The sequence below is a fragment of the Mariprofundus sp. EBB-1 genome (genome assembly GCF_003665155.1).
Taxonomy (GTDB): Bacteria; Pseudomonadota; Zetaproteobacteria; order Mariprofundales; family Mariprofundaceae; genus Mariprofundus.
In genome coordinates, this window is the sequence record NZ_RCFQ01000002.1 from 131,458 (window position 1) to 153,079 (window position 21,622).

Sequence of the window (21,622 nt, forward strand, 5' to 3'; positions counted from 1 at the left end):
CGTGATTCGCCACCTGCCATTGTTGGAAGGGGTGTGTGAGAACACATCCAAGCGCTTGCTGATGCTGGTCGTCGCTATGTTGCTACCTGTTCTGAGCTTGCCTGCTTTTGCATTAGCAGCATCGGATTCAGTCATGCAGCAGTCGCTTGTATCCTTCTTTAACAATGGTGTGGTGGTGCGCGGCGCTTCTGCTGAGTTGATTCGTGTTGAACGCTGGCCTGTGACGAGCGGTGCTATTCGCTGGTCATTGCCCCTATCGTTGCGTGGCCATCCTAAACGCTTCTCATTGGTTGCCGAGCAGGGCGGTAAACGTTGGTATGTACCTGTTCGTGTACATTGGTGGGCCATGGCAGTTGTTATGGTGAAAGATATTCCGGCACGTAGCTTGCTCACACAGTCTATGTTAAAGAGAACGCGTACCGATATAGCTGGCCATAGTGGTCATTTGGTTCGTCAAAATAATGACGCGGTTGGCATGCGTTTGACTCGTCGGATGTATAAAGGTGATCTGTTGCTCAGTAATCATATGAAACGTCCTCCGTTGATTCAGCGTGGAGAGCTGGTGACAATGATTGTTGAATTTGGTGGTTTACATGTGCGTACACAGGGTAAAGCGATGCGTTCAGCCCAACAGGGGCAACGTTTATTGGTGAAAAATTTACGCAGCCAGCAAGTAGTACAAACCATCGTTGAAAGCGCCGGTGCTGTGCGTGTGCTGTTCCAGGGAGCTGAAGGATGAATGCTTTAATGATGGCCATTTTATTGACAGTCAGCATGTTTCTAGTATCTGGTTGCATGCCGCGTGTTGATAGCAAGGCCAATGCACAACAAAAACAGGAAGTGGATCAGGCTTTGAGTACACCGACCCCTGATACCAGTCAAAGCGGCTCATTGTGGGGCAATGGCGGAGCTGGTTTTTTATCCGACTCAAAAGCTGCCCAAGTAGGGGACCTGGTAACGATTGTAGTCTCGGAAAATGCCAAAGCGACACGGTCTCTAGCCAGTAAACAGAGTAAAACCTCTGACCGCAAAACGGGTTTGAGCGCCAATATTACCTATGGTGCAGCGCTAGCCAATAAAGATGTGAGTCCTGCTGGTGATATAGGCATGAGCAACAGTAAAACATTTGACGGTTCCGGTTCCACCAATAACTCGGATACCTTAACAGCCAGTGTTACTTCGGTTGTGATGCATGTCTATCCCAACGGTAATATGCGGGTGGTTGGTAAGCGTCTGTTGAATGTTAATCATGAGCCACAGGAGATCACGTTTTCTGGTGTGATACGTCCAACCGATATTGCCGCAGATAATACTATTCCATCGTCAAAAGTGGCTCAGGCACGCATCAGTTATGGTAGCACAGGTGCTTTGGCAAATGTGACCCATGAAGGCTGGTTATCGAAAACACTGGATCAAGTATGGCCATTTTAACCTACCTTCCCCGACTAAGCCTCGCTGTATTGGCAATAGCGCTGCTATTACCGATGCAGACCCAAGCTGAACGCATCAAAGACCTGGCTAGTATTGAAGGCGTGCGTGGTAATGCCCTGATCGGTTACGGCCTGATCGTTGGCCTCAATGGTACCGGGGATTCAGGAACCTCATCGCCCTTTACTATCAACAGTATTACAGCTCTGTTAGAACGCCTGGGTGTGAATGTGCGTGCTGATATTACCAAAATGAAACCAAAAAATATTGCGGCAGTCATGGTGACAACAGAACTGCCTGCATTTGCACGCCCCGGCCAGCAACTGGATGTTACTGTCTCCAGTATTGGGGATGCCAAGAGCTTGCGAGGCGGCACATTGTTGGTAACACCTTTGCTTGGTGGTGATGGTCGTCCATACGCGGTTGCTCAGGGTGGCTTGTCCATTGGTGGTTTTTCAGTTGAAGGAAAAGGAGCCAGCACGACCAAAGGGCATCCTACGGCAGGTACTATTCCGAATGGTGCGCGTGTTGAAAAAGCAGCTCCTCGCGGGTTAACTGCTGAGCAGGATCATATTACATTGAGTTTGCGTCGTCCTGATTTTACTACGGCCAGAAATATGCAGCGTGCGATCAATGCCAAATTGGGTAAAGGCATGGCCAGAGCCACGGATTCAGGCACGATTAAAGTGTGGAACCCAAGCAGTAATACGATTGATCTGATTGCTGATATCGAACAGATCGATGTCGCTATAGATCATCAGGCCATCGTGATTGTTGATGAACGTACCGGCACTATCGTCATGGGGCAGGATGTGCGCATTGATACGGTTGCTGTGGCGCATGGTAATATTACTGTCAGCGTGACAGAGACCCCCGAAGTATCACAACCGGGTGCTTTTGCCGGTGGACAGACCACAACGGTGGATCGTACTGCTGTGGATGTGACTGAAAGTGAAGCTAAATTGGTAGTGTTACCTAAACAGGTCTCTTTATCCGAACTTGTGAGTGCATTGAATGCGGTGGGTGCCAGCCCAAGTGATTTAATAGCGGTACTGCAGGCGATCAAAGCAGCCGGTGCATTGCATGCCGATTTGAGGACGATGTAATGGCAGATCTGGTCGAATTCGTTATCGATGGCATCTTGAAGCGGGAGCAGATGCAACAGCATGTGAAGACGCAGCAATCAGCCAATGTTCGCACGCATTCGCCAACAGCTACCAATAAAAACAGTTTTCATCGTGTGCTTGCATCACAAACAACGGTGCCGGTAAAAGAAAAAGATGAAGGGCTGTGGAAAGTCAGCAAGCAGCTTGAAGCGGTTTTTGTGCAGCAGATGATGACTGAAATGCGTAAGAGTGTAGGAAAGTCTGATTTTATGCCCAGTGGGTATGCTGAGAATGTACATGCTTCAATGATGGATGATGCCATTGCTCAGGCCAGTGCAAAGCGTGGTGACTTTGGTATCGCTGAAAGTATTTATCGCCAGCTTGAAGGTGCCCAGCATGCGCGCACTTCTAAGCAGGGAAATCATGCAATGATTCAAGAAATTTCCAAAACCACCGATAAATTAGAGATGAGTCGTGGTTTGGCCATGGAGGTAAACAGAGATGCGCATTAATAGTACATCAGGATCTTCTGGAATTAAGCGTTCCGGCAGTGCCTCAAAAGGTAAGGGCAAAGGCAAGGCGTCGGGTTCAGGTGGAGATTCTGTTAAAGTTACAGATGCAGCCAGTTTGCGTGAAAAAGCCATGACCATGCTTGGTGAAATGTCAGATGTACGGATGGAGCGTATTGAAGAAATTCGAGGCGCTCTGGAAGAGGGAAGCTTTAAATCGGACAGCCATAAAGTGGCCGCGCAGATCGTCAGCAATGCGTTGGCGGAGCGGTCATGGTAGGTCATAATATCTCTAGCCCAAAGCGTTCTCATAAGATCATCGCATTGCCAGCTAACGCATTAGAAGAGCTACATAGTGTGCTGGAGAAAATGAATGTGTGTGCGCTTGAATTGGAAAAAATTGCGCAAGCTGAATATGAAGCTATTCGTCATCTTGATGCGGATCAAATCATGCAGTTGACGGATGAACGTATTATTGCTCACCAGTGCCTTGGCCAGTTGGAGCAGCAGTGTCGTCAATTGCTGGATTCATATGATGTTTCCAGAGAGCTGTCATTATCGGTCGTGATTGATATGTATGCAGGCACTAAAGCGGCAGCGTTTCAGTCCTTACGCCGTAATTTGTATGAGCGTATGATCAAGGTGGATCAGAGTAATCAGGAAAATAAGTTACGCTTACATGCTGCATATAATGTGACGTCAAATATTTTGCAGGGCTTGGGTCTGAGTCAACCTGAGCACACCTATAATCGCAGGACGCCCGGGTAATACCATGATTTTCGATAGCCTGAATATCGCTGCCAGCAGCTTGAAAGCACAACAGAAGTCTATGGATGTGGTGTCGCATAATATCTCTAATGTTAATACTCCCGGGTATTCGAGGCAGTCTGCAAACCTGGTTACGGCAACACCGGAAAAAATTGGTGCGACCACACTTGGTCGTGGCGTGAATGTGAATAGTGTCCAGCGTAAGATTGATCCCATCATCAATCAGGCACAGCTTAATAATGGCACGCAATTATCGTATTGGACAACCATGAACACAGGCCTTAATGCGGTTGAAAATGTCTTTGGCAGTTTGCAAAGTACAGGTCTTGCCTCATCGTTGGACGATTTCTTTTTGTCATGGAAACAACTGGCAAATAATCCTCAGGATAATGGACAACGGGTGAATGTCAGGGCGAAAAGTAATGCATTAGTCAGCAATATAACCAATATGCATACGCAATTGGTAGGTGTGCAGGCCACTACCGATAGCAATATTGATCAGTCGATTGCCAATATTAATCAGGCACTGACAAATATTGCTTCGTTGACTTCGCAAATTAGAAGGCAGGAATCAACATCTCAGGGCGGTATCAACCTGGCGAATGATCAACGTGATCAGCGGGATCAGGCTGTGCGTGATTTGGCAGCATTGCTGCCTGTGCAAAGCGTTACCACCGGTGACGGTTCTTTTATGATACAAACCCTGAATGGAGATCTGTTAACGCAAGATGGTGTCGCGCGCCAATTGGCAAGGGGAGGTGCAGTTGCTGGTGGCTTTTCCAGTATCGTGATTGCAGGTACTTCTACGCCTGTTCTGGGCACGACTCAGGGTGGAGAAATCGGCGGCTTGCTGGATTTGCGAGATAACCAATTGGGGAACTATATCACCCAGATTGACAGTATAGCAGCCAATTTAATTTTTTCGGTTAACCAAATACATGCCAATAGTAGTAATGCTGTGAAACATACTGCTCTGTCATCAGGACAGTCCAGTCAGGCAATCATTGCCTTGGATGATGCCAGTCAGACAGCTCCGTTTGCTGCAAAAGTACAAACTGGCAGTTTTAATATTCATGTGTTTGATGCGGCAGGTGCACCTGTGGTGCCAGGTGGTATTGCGATTCCGATTACAGCTGGTGCAACGACGATGAATCAGGTGGCAACAACGCTTAATGCAGTGGCTGGTATTAATGCAACGGTTGATGCTGATGGTCGGTTGTCGATCAATGCCGCAGCCGGACAGAGTTTTGCTCTGTCTGATGATACCAGTAATTTTTTAGCAGCGTATGAAATAAACAATTTTTTTACGGGTGGCGATGGCGCATCGTTGAGTGTATCTGCGGCTATTCAGGCTAATGCTAGTGCCATCAATACAGGGCGAATAGATCCAACCACCTCTATTGTTCAATCCGGAGATAACAGCAGTGCGTTGGCTATTCTCGCATTGCAGGATACGCCTTTGAGTGTGGATGCCACCACATCATCGAGTCTGCATAATCGAACCACTGCATTATCTGTTCAATATGGCTCTGATGTTACCATTTCCAAGCAGCAAAAAGAGTATCGCACCGTTGAAGCAAGCTCTTTGGAAAGTCAGCGCTTAGCAATCTCCGGCGTTAATATTGATGAAGAACTAATATCTATGATTAAATTTCAGCGCGCTTATGAGGCATCAGCAAAAATTATCACGACCACCAATCAGATGCTTGATTCATTGCTTGGCTTAATTCGATGAGATCGGTTTTTGATATGAACAGGGCAGGAGTGAACGCATGAGAATATCGACTAGTATGTTATATAATAGTTTGCTCACAGGTATTAGTAAACAGCAGAATATTCAGAATGACGGTAATGCTAAAATTGCCTCTGGCACACGTTTTCAAACGCCAGCGCAGGCTGGTTTGGATTATAAATTATCGCTGGATTTACGTCATAGTCAGTTGGCTAGCCAGAGTAGTATTGATGCTATTTCTACTGTTGAATCACGATTAAGCATGAGCCAGACAATGCTCAATGATATGAGTAATATCATGCAACGCGTCCAGACTTTAGCGACGCAACAAGCTTCTGCTCAGATCGGTACTGCAGAACGACAGGCGGCGCTTGCTGAAGTGGGACATTTGAAGAATCAACTGTTGGCAGATGCAAATCAGCAATGGCAAGGAGATTCCCTGTTTGCTGGAACAGCAACTGACAAAGCAGCCTTTGTCTCGAATCCGTTCAATGCAGGCACAGCGACGTATACGCCTGCTACTCCGGTCACCAACACATCCATCAGTAATGTGACACTTGCTTCCAATGCTAATGCTATCAATGACAGCTATACCATCACACTTGATGCCGCAGGTACCAGTATTGCCAGCATCTCCAACGCTGCAGGCACCAATATGATTGGTACCCCTGCAGCACTGGTAACAGGTGCTAATAGCGTGTTATTGAGCAATGGTAGTCAGTTAAGCCTGACCTATAATGGCATACCGGACACGGTGAATGCGGGTGCCGGTACGCTTAGTGTCAGTGGTTCAACTGTTGCAGGGAGTATCAGTTATAGTGGTAGTAATCAGGACCGTATCGTTTCAGTCAGCGCAAATCAGCAGGTTGTAAGTAATGTTCGAGGTGATCAACCGGGCTTCAGTGCAGCATTCACAGCTATGCAAGAATTCACGGTAGCTCTGACGAATAATAATCTGGCCGGTATTCAGTCATCGTTGGGGTCTTTGAATGCAGCAGGGAACGGTATGATTGATTTAACTGCTGATGTCGGAGCAAGACTCAAGTCGGTGCAGATTTCTAAAAATTCCTATCAAGATATGAAATTGAATCTGGACCAACGACTCAATACGCATGAAGCAGTGGATATTCCAGCTGTGGTCGCTGAACTGCAACAATCGAGTATTGCTTTGCAGGCCGCTTATAGCCAGGTAGCTCAGATAAAATCACTCAGTTTAATTAACTTCCTCGGATAGGAGGAAAATGCATTAGATGTTAGTTTTACGCAGAAAAATTGGTCAGGCTATTCAAATCAATGATGATATCCGAATTGTGATACAGGATATTCAAAATGAGCATATTGTGCGCATTGGCATTGAAGCACCTTCAGACATTCCAGTTCACCGCATGGAAATATACAATCTTATCCAGGAAGAGAATAAAGCTGCCGGAGGCGCAGCAGCTTTAACATGGTTACAAGGAGCGGCCCGATATGATGGCTCAAGTGATGACAGTTCCAATGATGGAGACAATAACGATGAGTAAAATAGATATTGATTACTCAGAAGCCTTTCATTTTCCTCAGGGCTTGGCTGGTTTTAGTGACGCTAGAAAGTATGGTTTCATTTATGAGGGGGAGGGTGACATCATTTGTATTCAGTCTATGGATCAGCCTGAAGCCGCTTTTTTGATTACGCCATGGAATGAGGAGCGCCTTGGATCCGTTCCTTCATTGTCACCTGATTCGCAAAGCTGCATAGGTGCCGATAGTGATAGCCCTATTATGTGGATGCTGGTGCTCAACCCTTTTGCAGATAAACAATGGGTAACAGCTAATCTGAAAGCACCCATTGCATTGAACATAGAAGCACGGCTTGGCCTGCAATGTATTCGTCAGGAGCCTGATCTGGATATTCGATACCAGTGGATGCCACAACCACAACCGGAATAAGCTGAGTGGCGTTTAAAGGCATGATAAATAGAGGATTGAAGTGTGAGCTGATTGATTTCACGTTAGAGCGGTTTAGCAACCTCTATTGTATAAAAGTAGTCAATAATAACTGATCAAAATGGTTGTTATGCGGCACGCATGCAGCCATAAAGATCCCATAAACACCCCTTTTCATGACCTCTTTAGAGGAGTAAGATTTCATTGTATTCGGCGATTCTCTTTCTATACCTCCAATACATAACAATGATGCGCATGCTTATGCGTTCAAATACTTTTGAGGATTTAACAACATGACTAAGCAGGCAACTACATACGTTTACTCTTTCACCGAAGGAGATGGCAAGAACAGACAGCTTCTGGGTGGTAAAGGTGCCAACCTGTGTGAGATGACGCAGATAGGTTTGAATGTGCCGCCTGGTTATACCATTACAACGGAGGCATGTCTTAGTTACCTGGAGAATGATAGTACCTATCCGGATGGTCTGATGCAGGAAGTGAAAGAACAGATGGTCGCGCTTGAAAATGTGACAGGTAAAGGTTTTGGCGATGCGCATAACCCCTTGCTGGTGTCGGTCCGGTCCGGTTCAGCCATGTCGATGCCGGGTATGATGGATACTATTCTCAATCTGGGTATGAACAGCGATACCTTGCAGGGTGAGATTGAGCAGACAGGAGATGAGCGTTTTGCTTATGACGCATATCGCCGTTTTATTCAGCTGTTTGGAAAAGTAGCTCTTGGTATTGAAGATGAGTATTTTGACGAACCCTTTGAAGCGATTAAAAAACGTGAAGGTGTGAAAGAAGATGTTGGCCTCTCCACTGACAATCTGAAAGAGATTGCGACCCTGTTTCTTGAAATTGTACATGCTCAGACAGGCCGTTCTTTCCCGGAAGATCCATATGAACAGCTGGACTTGGCCATTAAAGCCGTGCTTGGCTCGTGGTCTGGTAAACGTGCGGTCGATTATCGACGTGAATTTAATATCACCCCTGATCAGGCCAATGGTACTGCTGTAAATATCTGTACGATGGTCTTTGGCAACCGCGGTGATGATTGTGCTACGGGTGTGGCATTCACCCGTAACCCGGGCACCGGCGAAAATATGTTTTACGGTGAATATCTGGTCAACGCTCAGGGTGAAGATGTGGTAGCAGGCATTCGTACACCCAAACCCATTGCCCAGATGGCTGATGAGATGCCGGATCTCTACCGTCAGCTTGAAGAACTGCGCAGCAAACTTGAAAAGCATTATTCAGAAATTCAGGATTTTGAATTCACAATTGAGAAAGGTATTCTATATTGCCTGCAAACGCGCAATGGAAAGATGAATACGCAGGCCATGGTTCGCACCTCGGTTGAACTGGTGGCAGAAGGCCTGATCAGCGAAGAAGAGGCGCTCATGCGTATTGCTCCTGAATCATTGGAACAGATGCTATTTCCTCGTCTTGATCCTGATGCCGATGCCACACCTCTGGCTGCAGGCTTGCCTGCAAGTCCGGGCGCTGCATGTGGTCATGTGGTGTTTGATGCGGATCGTGCAGTGGCGCAAAAAAACAATAATGACAGGCCGCTTATTTTGTTGCGTGAAGAGACCAAACCTGAAGATATACATGGTTTTTTTGTATCCGAAGCGATCTTAACCTCCCGTGGTGGTAAAACCAGTCATGCTGCTGTTGTTGCGCGTGGCATGGGCAAACCTTGTGTGGCGGGAGCCGATGGCATTGAAGTAGATGTGATGGCCCGCCGCGCACATATCGGTGATGTTGTCATTAAAGAGGGTGATGTTATTACTCTGGATGGTACTACTGGCAATGTGTATTTGGGCGTTGTTGATACTGTTGAAGCGGAGTTCTCAGAAGAGCTCAAAACCTTACTGTCATGGGCTGATGAACGTGCGCGTTTAAAAGTGATGGCCAATGCCGATGTGCCTGAAGATGCTGAACGGGCGCTTAAATATGGTGCTATGGGGATCGGGCTGTGTCGTACAGAGCGGATGTTTAATGCGGCAGAGCGCCTGCCAATCGTGCTTGAGATGATTGTTGCGGATACCCTTGAGCAGCGTCAGTCTGCACTGGACAGATTGCTTCCTATCCAACGTCAGGACTTTATCGAACTGTTCACAACCATGTCACCAAATGCTGTAACAGTGCGTCTGCTTGATCCGCCTATTCATGAATTTCTGCCATCAGAAAACCAGTTGATTGATGATCTTGTACAGCTCAAACATTTGAAAGATACCATGCGTGGCTCAGAAGTGCTTTCAGCCACCTTAAGCCTGCTCTCTGCGCAGAATGGTGTGCTTAAACCCATTCAGCAGTTGGCTGACTCTTCGCTGGTTGATGAGGCTATCGAGAAGAAGGAAGCCATTCTTAAAAAAGTGCGTGCGCTGTTCGAAGTCAATCCAATGCTGGGTCATCGTGGTGTGCGTCTGGGTATTACCTTTCCAGAAATCTACGCCATGCAAATTCGCGCGGTACTTGAAGCAGCCTGCGAATGTCAGAAAAAGGGCATTGAAGTGCATCCTGAGATTATGATTCCACAGGTTTGTACTGCTGAAGAACTCAGAAATATTAAAGTGCACGTTGAAAAGATTAGAAAAGAAGTGCAACAAGCACAGGGCATGGATCCAAGCTTCAAGTTCGGCACCATGATGGAAGTCGTACGTGCATGTCTGCGTGCAGAACAGCTGGCTACCGAAGCCGAATTTTTCAGTTTTGGTACCAACGATCTGACTCAGGCAACATTCTCGTTCTCACGCGAGGATGCGGAAAACAAATTTCTGCCGATGTATAGTGAAGTAGGCATCTTGCAGAACAATCCGTTCGAAGTGCTGGATGCGAATGGTGTCGGTAAATTAATGGAGCTGGCCGTGAATTGGGGGCGTAGTGTTAAACCGGGCATGAAGATCGGTATTTGTGGAGAGCATGGAGGCCATCCAGCTTCTATCAGCTTCTGTCACAAGATTGGCCTGAGCTATGTATCATGTTCAGGTCCACGCGTACCTATCGCGCGTCTGGCAGCGGCACAAGCAGCACTGCTGGATTCCTGATCAGCAAAAAAGAAGTGGATTGAAAAAGGGCAGCGCTTCGCTGCCTTTTTTTGTGGGCTGAATGTAAAAGGCTTTCTCAATGCGTTAAAAGAAAATGGGGCGTGAATTCGATACATTTCGAAAGTCCGGGAATACTGCTTTGGCATACTAGGAATAGGGAACTGTGATGTGATCGATAAGCTAGCCACGAATACACACGAATTTCCACGAATTACAAGATATCATCGCTATGACAAACATCAGCTGGCAGGTAAATAGCAAAGCCTGAAAGAGTGTAGTGAGCCATGACTTAACAAATTACACTGATTTTTTTCGTGATTGTCGTGTTGATTCGTTCCCAAGGGAGCCCTCTAGTTTAGCTATTCACCTTCTGGCTGGATACTTTTATGATTGAGTAACATCGAACAGTTACCATATGTTGATGTTTCCTGATCACCCGTGATGAACTTTAAATGCTGACAGGTATGCGGCGAGCACCAAAAGCACCATGAAATGGACCAAAGCGGCCAGCTATTGAAGTGCCACAGACGATGCAACAACCATCATCTGACACGCGGTGCTCCAATATTTCATACCAGTCGCGTTCTATTATTCTGGTCTTACACGTTGGGCATAGTGTTGTAGCACCTATGCGATCATGTACGTTACCTGTATAGACATAATGCAGGCCTGATTTTTTACCGATGCGGCGGGCACGGCGCAATGTGGATAGTGGCGTAGGCTGCACATCCACCATTTTCCAATCGGGATGAAATGCAGTGAAGTGCAGCGGTACATCAGTGCCAAGATTTGTCGCAATCCAGTCACACATGGCGTTGAGTTCTTCGTCACTGTCATTTTGATCAGGAATTAACAGGGTGGTGATCTCAAACCACACATCAGTTTCATGTTTTAAATATGCCAATGTATCCAGTACGGGGCCTAACTCGCCCGCACACAGCTTACGATAGAAATCATTGGAAAAGCCCTTTAGATCAATATTGGCAGCATCAATGTGTGAAAAAAATGCTTTCCGCGCTGCAGGTTTGATATAGCCGGCAGTCACAGCGACTGTTTTAATACCCTGTTCATGACAGGCGCGCGCGGTATCAATGGCATATTCAAGAAAAATTACCGGATCGTTGTAGGTGAAGGCAACACTCTGACAAGCATGGTCAACGGCAGCTTTGGCAATCGCTTCAGGTTCGGCCTGATTGCATAAACGATCAAGCGTTCGGGCTTTGGAAATATCCCAGTTCTGACAAAACTTACAGGCCAAATTGCATCCGGCCGTGCCAAATGAGAGCACGCTTGAGCCAGGGTAAAAATGATTCAGTGGTTTTTTCTCAATAGGATCAATGCAGAAACCGGATGAGCGGCCATAGGTGGTGAGCACAATTTGATCACCTTTGCGTTTGCGCACAAAACATAATCCCTGCTGACCATCATGCAGTTTGCAATCACGCGGACAGATATCACACTGGATGCGTCCATCTTCAAGTGTGTGCCAGAAACGACCCGGAAAGTGTGCGTCGGCCACGATCAGTCTCCGGAGCCACTGTGTTCATTCTTGTGTTCATTATTGTGCTCATGGAATTTATTCACCTGATAAATATGCAGTTGCATATCGGGGTGCCAGAAATCGGGGCTGAGTCCGGCCTTCTGTTTCAGGTGAGTAAGAAATTGTCGGGGGTCAGGTAGTTGATCCCACACTTGCGGTAAAAATGTGGCTTTATGGGCTCTAAATTGCAGTACCACGCCATCCATCTCCGGCCTTATATTGGCGATTGCGCTATGCTCATCTCGGGCATTAACGCATTGCATCTCAGAAAGTACCGACACCTCTATCCGGATAGAGTCATATTCACTTTTGCTTAAGGGAGTAAAGCGCGGGTCATGAATAGCCGCTGCTACAGCATTAGAGCATACATCATCGATGAGCGGGCGGTATGCTTCCAAGCTGCCAATACAGCCGCGTAGCTGTCCATGCTTGGTGAGTGTAACAAAGCTTGCTGCATCTTTTGCCAGCCAAGCATGATCATCCGGGCTGATGCCGGTGTGTGGTATCTCCAGTTTGGTGGCAATGGCATGACGTGCCAGTGCTATCAATACCGGGCCGCGAAAAGATGATTCAGGCATGATCTTGCACATCGTCAAAAAATGCGATGGAAGCGTAACCAACAACCCGTTCTTTATCGCCAGCGGTATCACCGGAATTTCTGTAATCCAGCAGTTGTGCTTTCAAATGATGTTTGTTGGCAACGTTCAACAAAGCATTGATCCCTGTGGCTCCACATGCCTGTTCATGGTTTAAGCTGGCTTGCTGCCGTAAAATCATATCAATGCTTAGCTCATCGATTGTATTCGCTTCTTGATAGCTGTGAAAATGTGATAGATCAGAGCTGATGACAAAGAGTGTTGCATCATCATACCAGAATGATTCGATAAGCTGTGCCACCACATCGGCTTCTACGCTGCCGATACAGATCGGCAACAGAGTAAACTGATCAAGCACTGTCTGCAGAAAAGGCAGTTGCACTTCCAGTGAGTGCTCCTGTGCATGCGCAGCTGCATTGATTTGCACATCAGCGTGTATGAGAGCTTTTTGCATGCGTTTATGATCAACCTTCACCAGTCCAAAAGGGGTTTCAAAAGCATCACAATCGGGCACGGCCATGCCACGAAATGCGATGCGGTGAGAGGGGCCTAATAATATGATATGTTGAATATGTGCAGGTATCATGCTGGCAAATGCGAAGGCTGCAGTCTGGCCGGAATAAATAAAACCGGCATGCGGCACTATAACAGCTTTGAGACTCTGAGTTGGTGCAGGTAATAATGCAGGCCTTGCCTTATTCAGGGCATGGATTATCAATGCCTCCAGATCATTTTCAGAGCCGGGGTAAAATAGATCAGCAACAGCAGCAGCACGAATGTCCATAGTCGGACTCCTTTACATTCTGAAACATGATAAAACTTCGGCATAGATCTGTGAAGTGTGAGACTGTTTCAGGGCGGACTGTCTGTTTTTAGTACGGTTGCTAGTATTCTTGTTGCAAGAGGTGATTGAGAAAGTCATATTGGCTTGGTGGAGATGTGAAGTGCTGGAGGAGGGCATGCTGCAAAGAATGAAACTCAGAGGGTTAGGTGGCTTGGGTGTTCTGGTGGCGATTCTGTTCTGGATCGTTGAAGCATTGTTGCATGTTTTTGTGTTTGGTGGAGAAAGTTTTCTGAAGAATCTCTTTTTTTCCGACCCCAATGAAAACTGGATGCGTCTGTTAATTTCGGTCACCGTGGTTGCCTTTGGATTTTATGCTCAGGCAGCTGTAGATCAGCAGCAGCAATTACTGGAGAGAATTCGTAAGAAAGGTACACGACTACAGAAAGTGGTAGATGGGTGCTACGATGCTTATGTAAGCATGGATCAAGAAGGTAAAATTATCGATTGGAATCGTAGTGCGGAACTACTGTTTGGCTGGCCCAGGCAGAAGGTGATTGGCGAGTCGATGGAAATCATTATACCGGAGCGTTTTAGAGAAGCTCATCGTAAAGGTCTGGCCCGTTATCAAGCAACAAATATAGGATCGTTTTTATACAAACCTGTATATACACAGGCACTGCATCGTGATGGGTTTGAGTTTCCCATTGAAATTGTTGTAACACCCTTGAATACCAATGGGCCTCAAGAGTATTTTGCTTTTATTCGTGAAAACTTTCCAGCAGATAAATGATGCCAGCAGCGTTCCCTTCTTTGGCTTGCCAAGCCTGAAACAGATTCCACACTGCTGTTCTTTACACACTGAGCCTGCTCAGTAAGCTGTAGTGATGGAAAAGTCGCCTAAACCATCAGTCAAATTTAAATTCAGCCAAATGCTGGCTATGGATGTAGCTGATATTGCTAGTCTTCCGGCTCTGTATAGGCATGGTGTTCATCTGTTACGTTTCTTTTTCAGAGTCATCATTCGTTTTATTACAGATCAGTGTATTCAGCGTGCGTCGGCCCTGGCGTATGCTTCCTTGTTGGCCATTGTGCCGTTGGTAGTGCTTGGTTTCTCGGTGTTTACCAGCTTTCAGGTATTTGAAACGATGTCAGGTAGTGTGAGTGAGGCACTATTAAAGTATCTGTTGCCCACCAGTCAGCAGGTTGTGCAGGATTATCTGGGAACCGTGGCTGAAGAGACAACCACCCTTTCTGTCTTTGGTATTATCGGTCTGTTATTTGTTGCCACAGCCCTACTGAATACAATTGAAGAAGCATTTAATGATATTTGGCGTATCACGCGAGCACGTGCCTGGCTCTCCAAATTTGTCGTGTTCTGGGCGACAATAACTTTGGCTCCGATACTTATTGGCGCTTCGATTACGATTACATCCTACTTCACAGCACTGCCGGTGTTGAAGGAGGTGGCAGAAGGTGCATCCTATATCTCCGAGGCGCCTTTTCTGGTGCCATGGTTGATGTCCTCCATGGCTATGGCATGCCTGTATTATGTGTTGCCTAACACCAGCGTACCGTTTCGTTATGCCGCAGTAGGTGGTTTGATCGCGGGTGCGTTGTTTGAATGGACCAAGATAGGCTTTGCCTTTTATGTGACTGAAATTGCCGATTACGAGCGCCTGTATGGAGCGCTATCGACACTGCCGGTGTTCCTGCTTTGGATATATCTGGTTTGGGTGATTGTATTGCTCGGTTCTGAAATTGCATTTTGTCTGCAGCATCCGGAGCAGTCGCATCGGCAACACAGTAGTTTCCAGAAACCGGGGGTGAGGCAGTTCTTTTCACATCTTGTGCTGTTACGGGCAGTACAGGCTCAGCGTGATGGTGAGATGCTGAGCATGGGCGACCTTATTGAAGAGACTGATGTGCCCAATAATATTTTGCAGGAGTGGCTGGATCAGTTGTGTGCAAGTGGATTGTTACGAACGACGATATCGAATCATGAAGAGGCCGGCTGGTTGCCCGGCTTTGATGTCGATAAAATGAGTTTACAAGATATTTTTCAGTATCTTAATGATAGTCCGATGGATGTGCCGGAAGCGTGGGCTGACAGTTCTCTGGGTCGACAATTAACCGGTATTTATTTCCGCCTCGAACGAGAACGCTCAGCACTTCTAAGCCATATGAATTTACGTGAATTTATGAAACGCCAGCATGAAAAAGATGATGCGCTGGATGATGTATTAAAAGGATATAACGATAAATGAAACAGTTAGATGGTACACGACTAATTATTGCCGACTCAGAACATAATGCCGATATGCTGTATGCCAGTGGTATGTTTGTACCTGATGCATTTATTGCCATTGAAATGGAAGGGCAATGGCATGGGCTATTTTCACCATTGGAGGTGGATCGGGCAAAAAAAGATTCAAAGCTACATGAAGCGCACCTTGATACGCCCTGGCGACAACAGGCTGAGGCGGATCATCGCTCTGGTTTGGCTGCTGTTGCAGCTGCTTTTTTACAGCACCGTGATATCACACAGGTGATGGTGCCGGGTGATTTTCCACTCGCTTATGCTGAAAAATTGCGTAGCTGGGGTTTTAAGGTCGATGCTGTTGAAGGCGCTTTTTTCCCGGGCAGGGCAGTGAAATCTGAATATGAACTGCGCTGCTTGGCACAATCCGAACGCTTAACACGCCAATCCATGCAACAGGCTGAGGCATATTTGGCGCAATGTGGTGTAGGTGATGATGGTATTCTACGTGCTCCTGATACGGCTAAAAAAGTAAAATCAGCAGATGTGCGACGTGTGATTGAAACCTTTTTGATTGGCCGTGGTGCGATGCCAGCCCATACCATTGTGGCATGTGGAAAAGAGGGGGCTGACCCCCATAATATTGGCCACGGTTTTATCCGTGCACACCAGACGATTATTATTGATATTTTTCCAAGGATGCTGGCGACAGGTTACTGGGGTGATATGACCAGGAGCTATGTTAAAGGCAAAGCCAGCCCTGAAATAAAACGGCTGTATCAGACAGTACGCGAAGGCCAGGATATTGGTTTGTCGATGGTGGCTTCTGGTGTAGATGGAACCGTGATTCATCAGCGGATTACGGATCATTTTGATACGCAGGGATACCCTACAAAAATGGTGCGTGGCAAGCAGACAGGTTTTTTTCATGGTACGGGCCACGGCGTTGGCCTGCAGATTCATGAAGCACCAGGCATATCCGTGCGCAGTAATATACTTCAAGCCAATCAAGTGGTGACAGTAGAACCGGGCCTCTATTATCCAGGTCTCGGTGGTATTCGTCTGGAAGATATGGTTATCGTACGTGATGGTGGTTGCGATAATTTAACCAAATACAAACGTAAACTCGAAATTGCTTAGAAGATCGGATAAACCTTATAGTCTTTCTCTTTCCATATGCCCTATGCCCCAATTTTGAAGCGCTAACAGAACCGGCTCCAGGGTTTTGCCGTAGTCAGTCATGGAGTACTCCACCTTCGGAGGCACTTCAGCATAGACTTTTCTTATGATCAGCTCGTCTGCTTCAAGTTCACGCAGTTGTTTGGTCAGCATACGTTGGGTAATACCCGGCATCACTCTCTTGAGCGCATTAAAGCGCAATGTTTCATGTTGCAGGTGGTAAAGGATAATGCTTTTCCATTTGCCGCCAATCACTTCCAGAGCCGCTTCCACAGGGCATCCTTCATTACAGTCATAACGTTCGTGAGCCATCGTCATCCTCCTTGTTCATCACAATAGTATATAAAATGATACTACATAACAAAAATGTGCGTACTTATATTAAATATCCGTAGTGCACATCATTGCGGCATCCGACAGTAAAATCAAACCCGGTCGTTATGTATTACAAAGAACACGGAGGAGAAGAAATGAAAGCAATGATGATTAATGCCTATGGTGAAGATGCGGTTTTTGAAGCGGTAGAGGTGAATAAACCCGAAGTGAAGGCCGGTCATGTGCTGGTAAAGATTGCCGCTTCAAGTGTAAATATGGTGGACACGATGATTCGAAAAATGGGCAAGGATCTGCCCTTATCACCAGATACGCCGGCCATTTTGGGTATGGACTTTGCCGGTACGGTAAAAGAAGTGGGTGACGATGTTACAGCATACGCGGTTGGTGATGAGGTCTATGGTTGTGCAGGCGGACTGGCAGATCTGCCCGGCACATTGGCTGAATACATTGTGGCTGATAGTAATCTGATTGGGCGAAAGCCTGTGAATTTAACCATGCGGGAAGCCGCAGCACTGCCGTTGGTTGCTATAACAGCCTATGAAGGCCTGACTCGGGCAGGTATTAAACAAGGACAAAAGGTATTGGTACACGGCGGCTCCGGTGGTGTAGGTCATATAGCGTTGCAACTGGCAAAAGACTTTGGTGCCGAGGTCTATTCAACCGGCGGCGGTGATCAACAGATGGCTCTGATCGAACAGCTTGGAGCAACAGCCATCAATTATAAAACAGAAAGCGTGGAAAATTATGTTGCCGCCCATACCAATGGTGCAGGCTTTGATCTGGTGTTTGATTCTGTTGGTGGCGCCAACATCATCAATTCGTTTGAGGCAGCTGCTTTGAATGGTCAAGTCGCTACCACCGTTTCGTTGTGTGAACTGGATTTGTCGTTGGCGCACTTTAAGGGGCTCTCTCTGCATGTGGTCTTTATGCTGATTCCCATGTTGCATCACTATAAGCGCGAACAGCATGCAGAGATCTTACGTAACTTGACCCGGATTATTGAGTCAGGCGGACTCAAGCCAGTACTGGATGATCATCACTTTAGGCTTGAACAGGCAGGACAAGCGCACGCCCGACTGGAGAGCGGACAAGCAATGGGCAAGGTAGTGATTGAGAACTGAGCATTACCGATTTAGGCGAACACCGGGAATGATCCCGGTGTTTCTCCCTTCGGCAGTAGCATTTCTTGGTGGTCTCGATCGATTACCGGTCTGTGGTTGATGTGACACCGGACTTTGCTGAACAGAAGGTAGTCTGACTGCTAAAGGGGCGCTGATGCCTCAGAGTATCATTTAACAATTACGCTCTTTAGTACTGCCTTTGCCACCTGTTCTGATGAGGCCGGGTTCTGGCCTGTGATCAGGTTGCCGTCCGTAATCGCGTAGGAATGCCAGTCATCTACCTTGGAGTAGTTTGCCCCTTTTGCTTTTAACGCGTCTTCGAGCAGGAATGGAACAATCGTAGAAAGTTGCACGGCCTCTTCTTCACTGTTGCTGAAACCTGTTACAGACTTGCCTTTGATAAGAGGGGAACCATCCGGGTTTTTGGTGTGGATCAGTGCTGCGGATGAATGACAAACGGTAGCCACCACTTTGCCAGCTCCATACATGGACTCAATCAAGGCGACCGAGTTGCGATCTTCTACCAGATCCCATAGTGGCCCATGCCCACCAGGATAAAACAACGCATCGAAAGCATCGGAAGACACATCTGATAATTTCACTGTATGCGCCAGTGCGGTCTGCGCAGCATCGTCGTCCATGAAGCGTTTGGTTGCATCGGTCTGGAAATCCGGTTCATCACTTTTCGGGTCCAGCGGCGGCTGGCCACCATTGGGGGAGGCGAGTGTGATATCCGCTCCGGCATCCTTGAACACATAGTAGGGTGCAGCAAACTCCTCTAGCCAGAATCCTGTTTTCTGTCCTGTATCTCCTAGTTTATCGTGGGATGTGAGTAGCATAAGAATTTTCATGTTGGATCTCCTTGTGGGTGTTGATGGCTCATTTGAGCTTAAATATCAGGTCGAGGTAATCAGTCGTTCGAAACGCGCACGATCAGTTTGCCGAAGTTCTTGCCTTCAAGCAGTCCGATGAATGCGTCGGGTGCGTTTTCCAGGCCGTCAACGATGTCTTCACGGACGCTAATCTTGCCCTCGCCCAGCCATTGTCCCATGGCGCTGGCAAATTCCGGATAGCGGTGGCCGTAGTCGTCAAACACAATAAAACCCTGCATCCGGATGCGTTTGACCAGCAGGGTGCGCATCAGTAGTGGCGTGCGATCCGGCTCCTTCGGTAATCGGGTGGCATTATAGCCGGAGATCAGACCGCAAACAGGCACGCGGGCTGAGCTGTTCAGCAAGGGCAGTACGGCATCAAATACCTTGCCGCCGACATTTTCAAAATAGACATCGATGCCATCGGGGCAGGCTGTGGATAACAGTGTAGAAAGTTCAGGGTTATGGTGATCAATGCAGGCATTGAAACCGAGATCATCGACGGCGGACGTGCATTTCTTTTCACCGCCGGCAATGCCAACCACGCGGCACCCTTTGAGTTTTGCAATCTGGCCCACCAGTGAGCCCACCGCTCCTGTTGCTGCGGCAACCACAACGGTTTCACCCGCCTTGGGGTTGCCGATGTCGAGCAGACCCATGTAGGCGGTGAGGCCGGGCATTCCCAGCACGCCGAGGGCGTAGGAGGGAGGCGCAATCGTTGGATCGAGTTTGGTCAGAGCGGTGCCATCTGAAACGGCATAGTCCTGCCAACCGCTATAGGACAGCACCCAGTCACCAGCTGCAAAGCCGTCGTGTTGACTGGCCTGAACCCGGCAGACAGTGGCACCCACCATGGTGTCACTGATGGCCAGTGGGGCGGCATAGCTTGCCGCATCACTCATACGACCGCGCATGTATGGATCGAGCGATAAAAATACCGTACGCAAGAGCAGTTGCCCAGCTCCGATTTCAGGGACGCTTGTGGTGGCCAAATGAAAATTGGCAGCCGTTGGCGCACCGGCAGGGCGGGAGGCCAGCTGGATTTGGCGGTTGATGGTGGTGGTTTGAGTCATAGAACTTCTCCTGATTTGTGGTGAAGGATTTTGAATTGGTTCTTAAATCGCGGTAGTCAGAATGCGGCGGCTTACTTCGGGGGTGACATCACCATGTTCACCGAGTTGTGTCATGCCATGCGCTTCTAGTTGTTTGATGACCAGGTCAATCGCCTCGTTACCCAAATCGTAGTCACTCAGGCGGGTGGGTGTTCCCATGCGCTCGAAGAAATCACGGGTAGCTTCAATGGTGGCGGTAATGCGCGCATCCTCGCTGCCGCTGTTAATGCCCCATACACGCTGGCCGTATTGCAGTAGTTTATCATGCTTCTGATTGCGTTGTTCGTGTAACAGCGCCGGCAATACAATGGCCAGCGTACGGGCGTGATCTATATTGTAGGCCGCAGTCAGTTCGTGGCCGATCATGTGCGTAGCCCAGTCGTGTGGCACCCCGGCACCAATGAGTCCATTCAGTGCCAATGTTGCAGTCCACATCAAGTTGGCTCGGGCATCTGCATCTTCCGGCGTTGCCAGAGCTTTCGGGCCGATCTCCACCAGGGTTTGCAACAGTCCTTCAGCAAAGCGATCCTGAACCATGCCTCCAACCGGATAGGTCAAATATTGCTCGGTAATATGCACGAACGCATCAATCACACCATTGGCGATTTGTCGTGTAGGCAGCGTATAGGTCTTGGCCGGATCAAGGATCGAGAATTGCGGAAACACATGGGTATTCATAAACGCCAGCTTGGTATGGGTTTCCCGGCGTGTGACCACCGAACCACAATTCATTTCTGAACCGGTTGCCGGCAGCGTTAGTACCGTACCGAAGGGCAGGGCGCTATCAATGTTGCGCCCATGATTGAGCAGGATATTCCATGCATCACCGGAAAAATTAACAGCGGCTGCGACGAATTTTGTACCGTCAATGACCGAGCCGCCACCGACGGCAAGCAGATAATCCAGTTTTTCCGTGCGAATGTATTCGACGGCCTGCATCAGTGTCTCGTAGCTTGGGTTCGGTTCAATGCCACCGAACTCCTGCATAAATCTGGAACCAAGTGCTGATCTGACTTCATCCAGCGTACCGTTCTTTCTGGCGCTGTTGCCACCGTAAAGAATCAGCACCCTTGCATCCGATGGCACAAGCTCGGCCAAGCGGCCAATGGTTTCGTTGCCGAAAATAATTTTCGTTGGATTATGGAACTCAAAGTTTTGCATTTTTCCATCCTTATTTGTTTTTTTGTGTACTCTGTTCAACCCTATCGCGTGCCGGGAGCCCCGGTGCTTGCTTCCGTGGTCAAACGCTTTTCGGTCTGTTTTGCTAGATGACAATCAAAGGCAAAAAACCACGGAACAGACA

Annotated in this window: 22 protein-coding genes; 15 read left to right on the forward strand and 7 right to left on the reverse strand. The window is 47.7% G+C overall.

Annotation, left to right across the window (positions count from 1 at the left end):
- Position 1: 1 nt before the first annotated feature.
- The 11 genes from flgA to ppdK all read left to right on the forward strand — a co-directional run bounded on the left by flgA (position 2) and on the right by ppdK (position 10,522).
- Positions 2-739, forward strand: a complete 738-nt coding sequence (flgA, locus tag D8Y20_RS01585; RefSeq protein ID WP_236075181.1) for a flagellar basal body P-ring formation chaperone FlgA — start codon at positions 2-4, stop codon at positions 737-739.
- Positions 736-1,431 carry a flagellar basal body L-ring protein FlgH gene (locus tag D8Y20_RS01590; protein ID WP_121541274.1) on the forward strand — a complete coding sequence of 232 codons (696 nt, stop codon included), beginning with the start codon at positions 736-738 and terminating at the stop codon, positions 1,429-1,431. The genes flgA and D8Y20_RS01590 overlap by 4 nt, the downstream gene beginning before the upstream one ends.
- Complete coding sequence (locus D8Y20_RS01595) at positions 1,419-2,534, forward strand: flagellar basal body P-ring protein FlgI (RefSeq protein ID WP_121541275.1); 1,116 nt, start codon at positions 1,419-1,421, stop codon at positions 2,532-2,534. The genes D8Y20_RS01590 and D8Y20_RS01595 overlap by 13 nt, the downstream gene beginning before the upstream one ends.
- Positions 2,534-3,046, forward strand: a complete 513-nt coding sequence (locus D8Y20_RS01600) for a rod-binding protein (RefSeq protein ID WP_121541276.1) — start codon at positions 2,534-2,536, stop codon at positions 3,044-3,046. The genes D8Y20_RS01595 and D8Y20_RS01600 overlap by 1 nt, the downstream gene beginning before the upstream one ends.
- Positions 3,036-3,323, forward strand: coding sequence for a flagellar biosynthesis anti-sigma factor FlgM (flgM, locus tag D8Y20_RS01605; protein WP_121541277.1), 288 nt, complete (start codon positions 3,036-3,038; stop codon positions 3,321-3,323). The genes D8Y20_RS01600 and flgM overlap by 11 nt, the downstream gene beginning before the upstream one ends.
- Positions 3,317-3,811 (forward strand): flagellar export chaperone FlgN, encoded by a 495-nt coding sequence (gene flgN / locus D8Y20_RS01610; RefSeq protein ID WP_121541278.1) that lies wholly within the window; start codon positions 3,317-3,319, stop codon positions 3,809-3,811. Before flgM ends, flgN begins: the two co-directional genes overlap by 7 nt.
- Before the next feature lie 4 nt (positions 3,812-3,815).
- Entirely contained in the window at positions 3,816-5,546 is a 1,731-nt protein-coding gene (gene flgK, locus D8Y20_RS01615) for a flagellar hook-associated protein FlgK (protein ID WP_121541279.1), read from the forward strand.
- A 37-nt stretch (positions 5,547-5,583) separates the two neighbouring features.
- A complete protein-coding gene (flgL, locus tag D8Y20_RS01620) occupies positions 5,584-6,777 on the forward strand; it encodes a flagellar hook-associated protein FlgL (protein ID WP_121541280.1) in 1,194 nt (397 codons plus the stop codon).
- A 16-nt stretch (positions 6,778-6,793) separates the two neighbouring features.
- Complete coding sequence (csrA, locus tag D8Y20_RS01625) at positions 6,794-7,066, forward strand: carbon storage regulator CsrA (RefSeq protein WP_121541281.1); 273 nt, start codon at positions 6,794-6,796, stop codon at positions 7,064-7,066.
- A complete protein-coding gene (gene fliW / locus D8Y20_RS01630; protein ID WP_121541282.1) occupies positions 7,059-7,472 on the forward strand; it encodes a flagellar assembly protein FliW in 414 nt (137 codons plus the stop codon). Before csrA ends, fliW begins: the two co-directional genes overlap by 8 nt.
- A gap of 290 nt (positions 7,473-7,762) precedes the next feature.
- On the forward strand, positions 7,763-10,522 hold the full coding sequence (gene ppdK / locus D8Y20_RS01635; RefSeq protein WP_121541283.1) for a pyruvate, phosphate dikinase: 2,760 nt from the start codon (positions 7,763-7,765) through the stop codon (positions 10,520-10,522).
- A 448-nt stretch (positions 10,523-10,970) separates the two neighbouring features.
- On the opposite strand, the gene amrS is transcribed toward ppdK, so the two are convergent.
- From amrS to amrB, 3 genes are read right to left on the reverse strand one after another with little or no spacing between them, the layout of a single operon-like run.
- Entirely contained in the window at positions 10,971-12,041 is a 1,071-nt protein-coding gene (amrS, locus tag D8Y20_RS01640; protein WP_121541284.1) for an AmmeMemoRadiSam system radical SAM enzyme, read from the reverse strand.
- A gap of 2 nt (positions 12,042-12,043) precedes the next feature.
- A complete protein-coding gene (gene amrA, locus D8Y20_RS01645; protein ID WP_121541285.1) occupies positions 12,044-12,640 on the reverse strand; it encodes an AmmeMemoRadiSam system protein A in 597 nt (198 codons plus the stop codon).
- Positions 12,633-13,442, reverse strand: a complete 810-nt coding sequence (gene amrB, locus D8Y20_RS01650) for an AmmeMemoRadiSam system protein B (protein ID WP_121541286.1) — start codon at positions 13,440-13,442, stop codon at positions 12,633-12,635. Before amrB ends, amrA begins: the two co-directional genes overlap by 8 nt.
- A gap of 175 nt (positions 13,443-13,617) precedes the next feature.
- On the opposite strand from amrB, the gene D8Y20_RS01655 reads away from it, so the two are divergent.
- The 3 genes from D8Y20_RS01655 (at position 13,618) to D8Y20_RS01665 (ending at position 16,839) form a co-directional block, all read left to right on the forward strand.
- Complete coding sequence (locus D8Y20_RS01655; RefSeq protein ID WP_121541287.1) at positions 13,618-14,232, forward strand: PAS domain S-box protein; 615 nt, start codon at positions 13,618-13,620, stop codon at positions 14,230-14,232.
- A gap of 94 nt (positions 14,233-14,326) precedes the next feature.
- Positions 14,327-15,706, forward strand: a complete 1,380-nt coding sequence (locus D8Y20_RS01660) for a YihY family inner membrane protein (RefSeq protein WP_236075182.1) — start codon at positions 14,327-14,329, stop codon at positions 15,704-15,706.
- Complete coding sequence (locus D8Y20_RS01665) at positions 15,703-16,839, forward strand: Xaa-Pro peptidase family protein (RefSeq protein WP_121541288.1); 1,137 nt, start codon at positions 15,703-15,705, stop codon at positions 16,837-16,839. The genes D8Y20_RS01660 and D8Y20_RS01665 overlap by 4 nt, the downstream gene beginning before the upstream one ends.
- Positions 16,840-16,854: 15 nt before the next feature.
- Here D8Y20_RS01665 and D8Y20_RS01670 read toward each other — a convergent pair whose 3' ends face one another.
- Positions 16,855-17,190 (reverse strand): helix-turn-helix domain-containing protein, encoded by a 336-nt coding sequence (locus tag D8Y20_RS01670; RefSeq protein ID WP_121541289.1) that lies wholly within the window; start codon positions 17,188-17,190, stop codon positions 16,855-16,857.
- A gap of 158 nt (positions 17,191-17,348) precedes the next feature.
- Between D8Y20_RS01670 and D8Y20_RS01675 the strand changes: the two genes are divergently transcribed.
- Entirely contained in the window at positions 17,349-18,335 is a 987-nt protein-coding gene (locus tag D8Y20_RS01675; RefSeq protein ID WP_121541290.1) for a zinc-dependent alcohol dehydrogenase family protein, read from the forward strand.
- A 167-nt stretch (positions 18,336-18,502) separates the two neighbouring features.
- Here D8Y20_RS01675 and D8Y20_RS01680 read toward each other — a convergent pair whose 3' ends face one another.
- From D8Y20_RS01680 to D8Y20_RS01690, 3 genes are read right to left on the reverse strand one after another with little or no spacing between them, the layout of a single operon-like run.
- Positions 18,503-19,186 (reverse strand): type 1 glutamine amidotransferase domain-containing protein, encoded by a 684-nt coding sequence (locus tag D8Y20_RS01680; protein WP_121541291.1) that lies wholly within the window; start codon positions 19,184-19,186, stop codon positions 18,503-18,505.
- A 59-nt stretch (positions 19,187-19,245) separates the two neighbouring features.
- Positions 19,246-20,280 (reverse strand): NADP-dependent oxidoreductase, encoded by a 1,035-nt coding sequence (locus D8Y20_RS01685; RefSeq protein WP_121541292.1) that lies wholly within the window; start codon positions 20,278-20,280, stop codon positions 19,246-19,248.
- Positions 20,281-20,322: 42 nt separating this feature from the next.
- Entirely contained in the window at positions 20,323-21,480 is a 1,158-nt protein-coding gene (locus tag D8Y20_RS01690; RefSeq protein WP_121541293.1) for an iron-containing alcohol dehydrogenase, read from the reverse strand.
- Positions 21,481-21,622 lie beyond the last annotated feature (142 nt).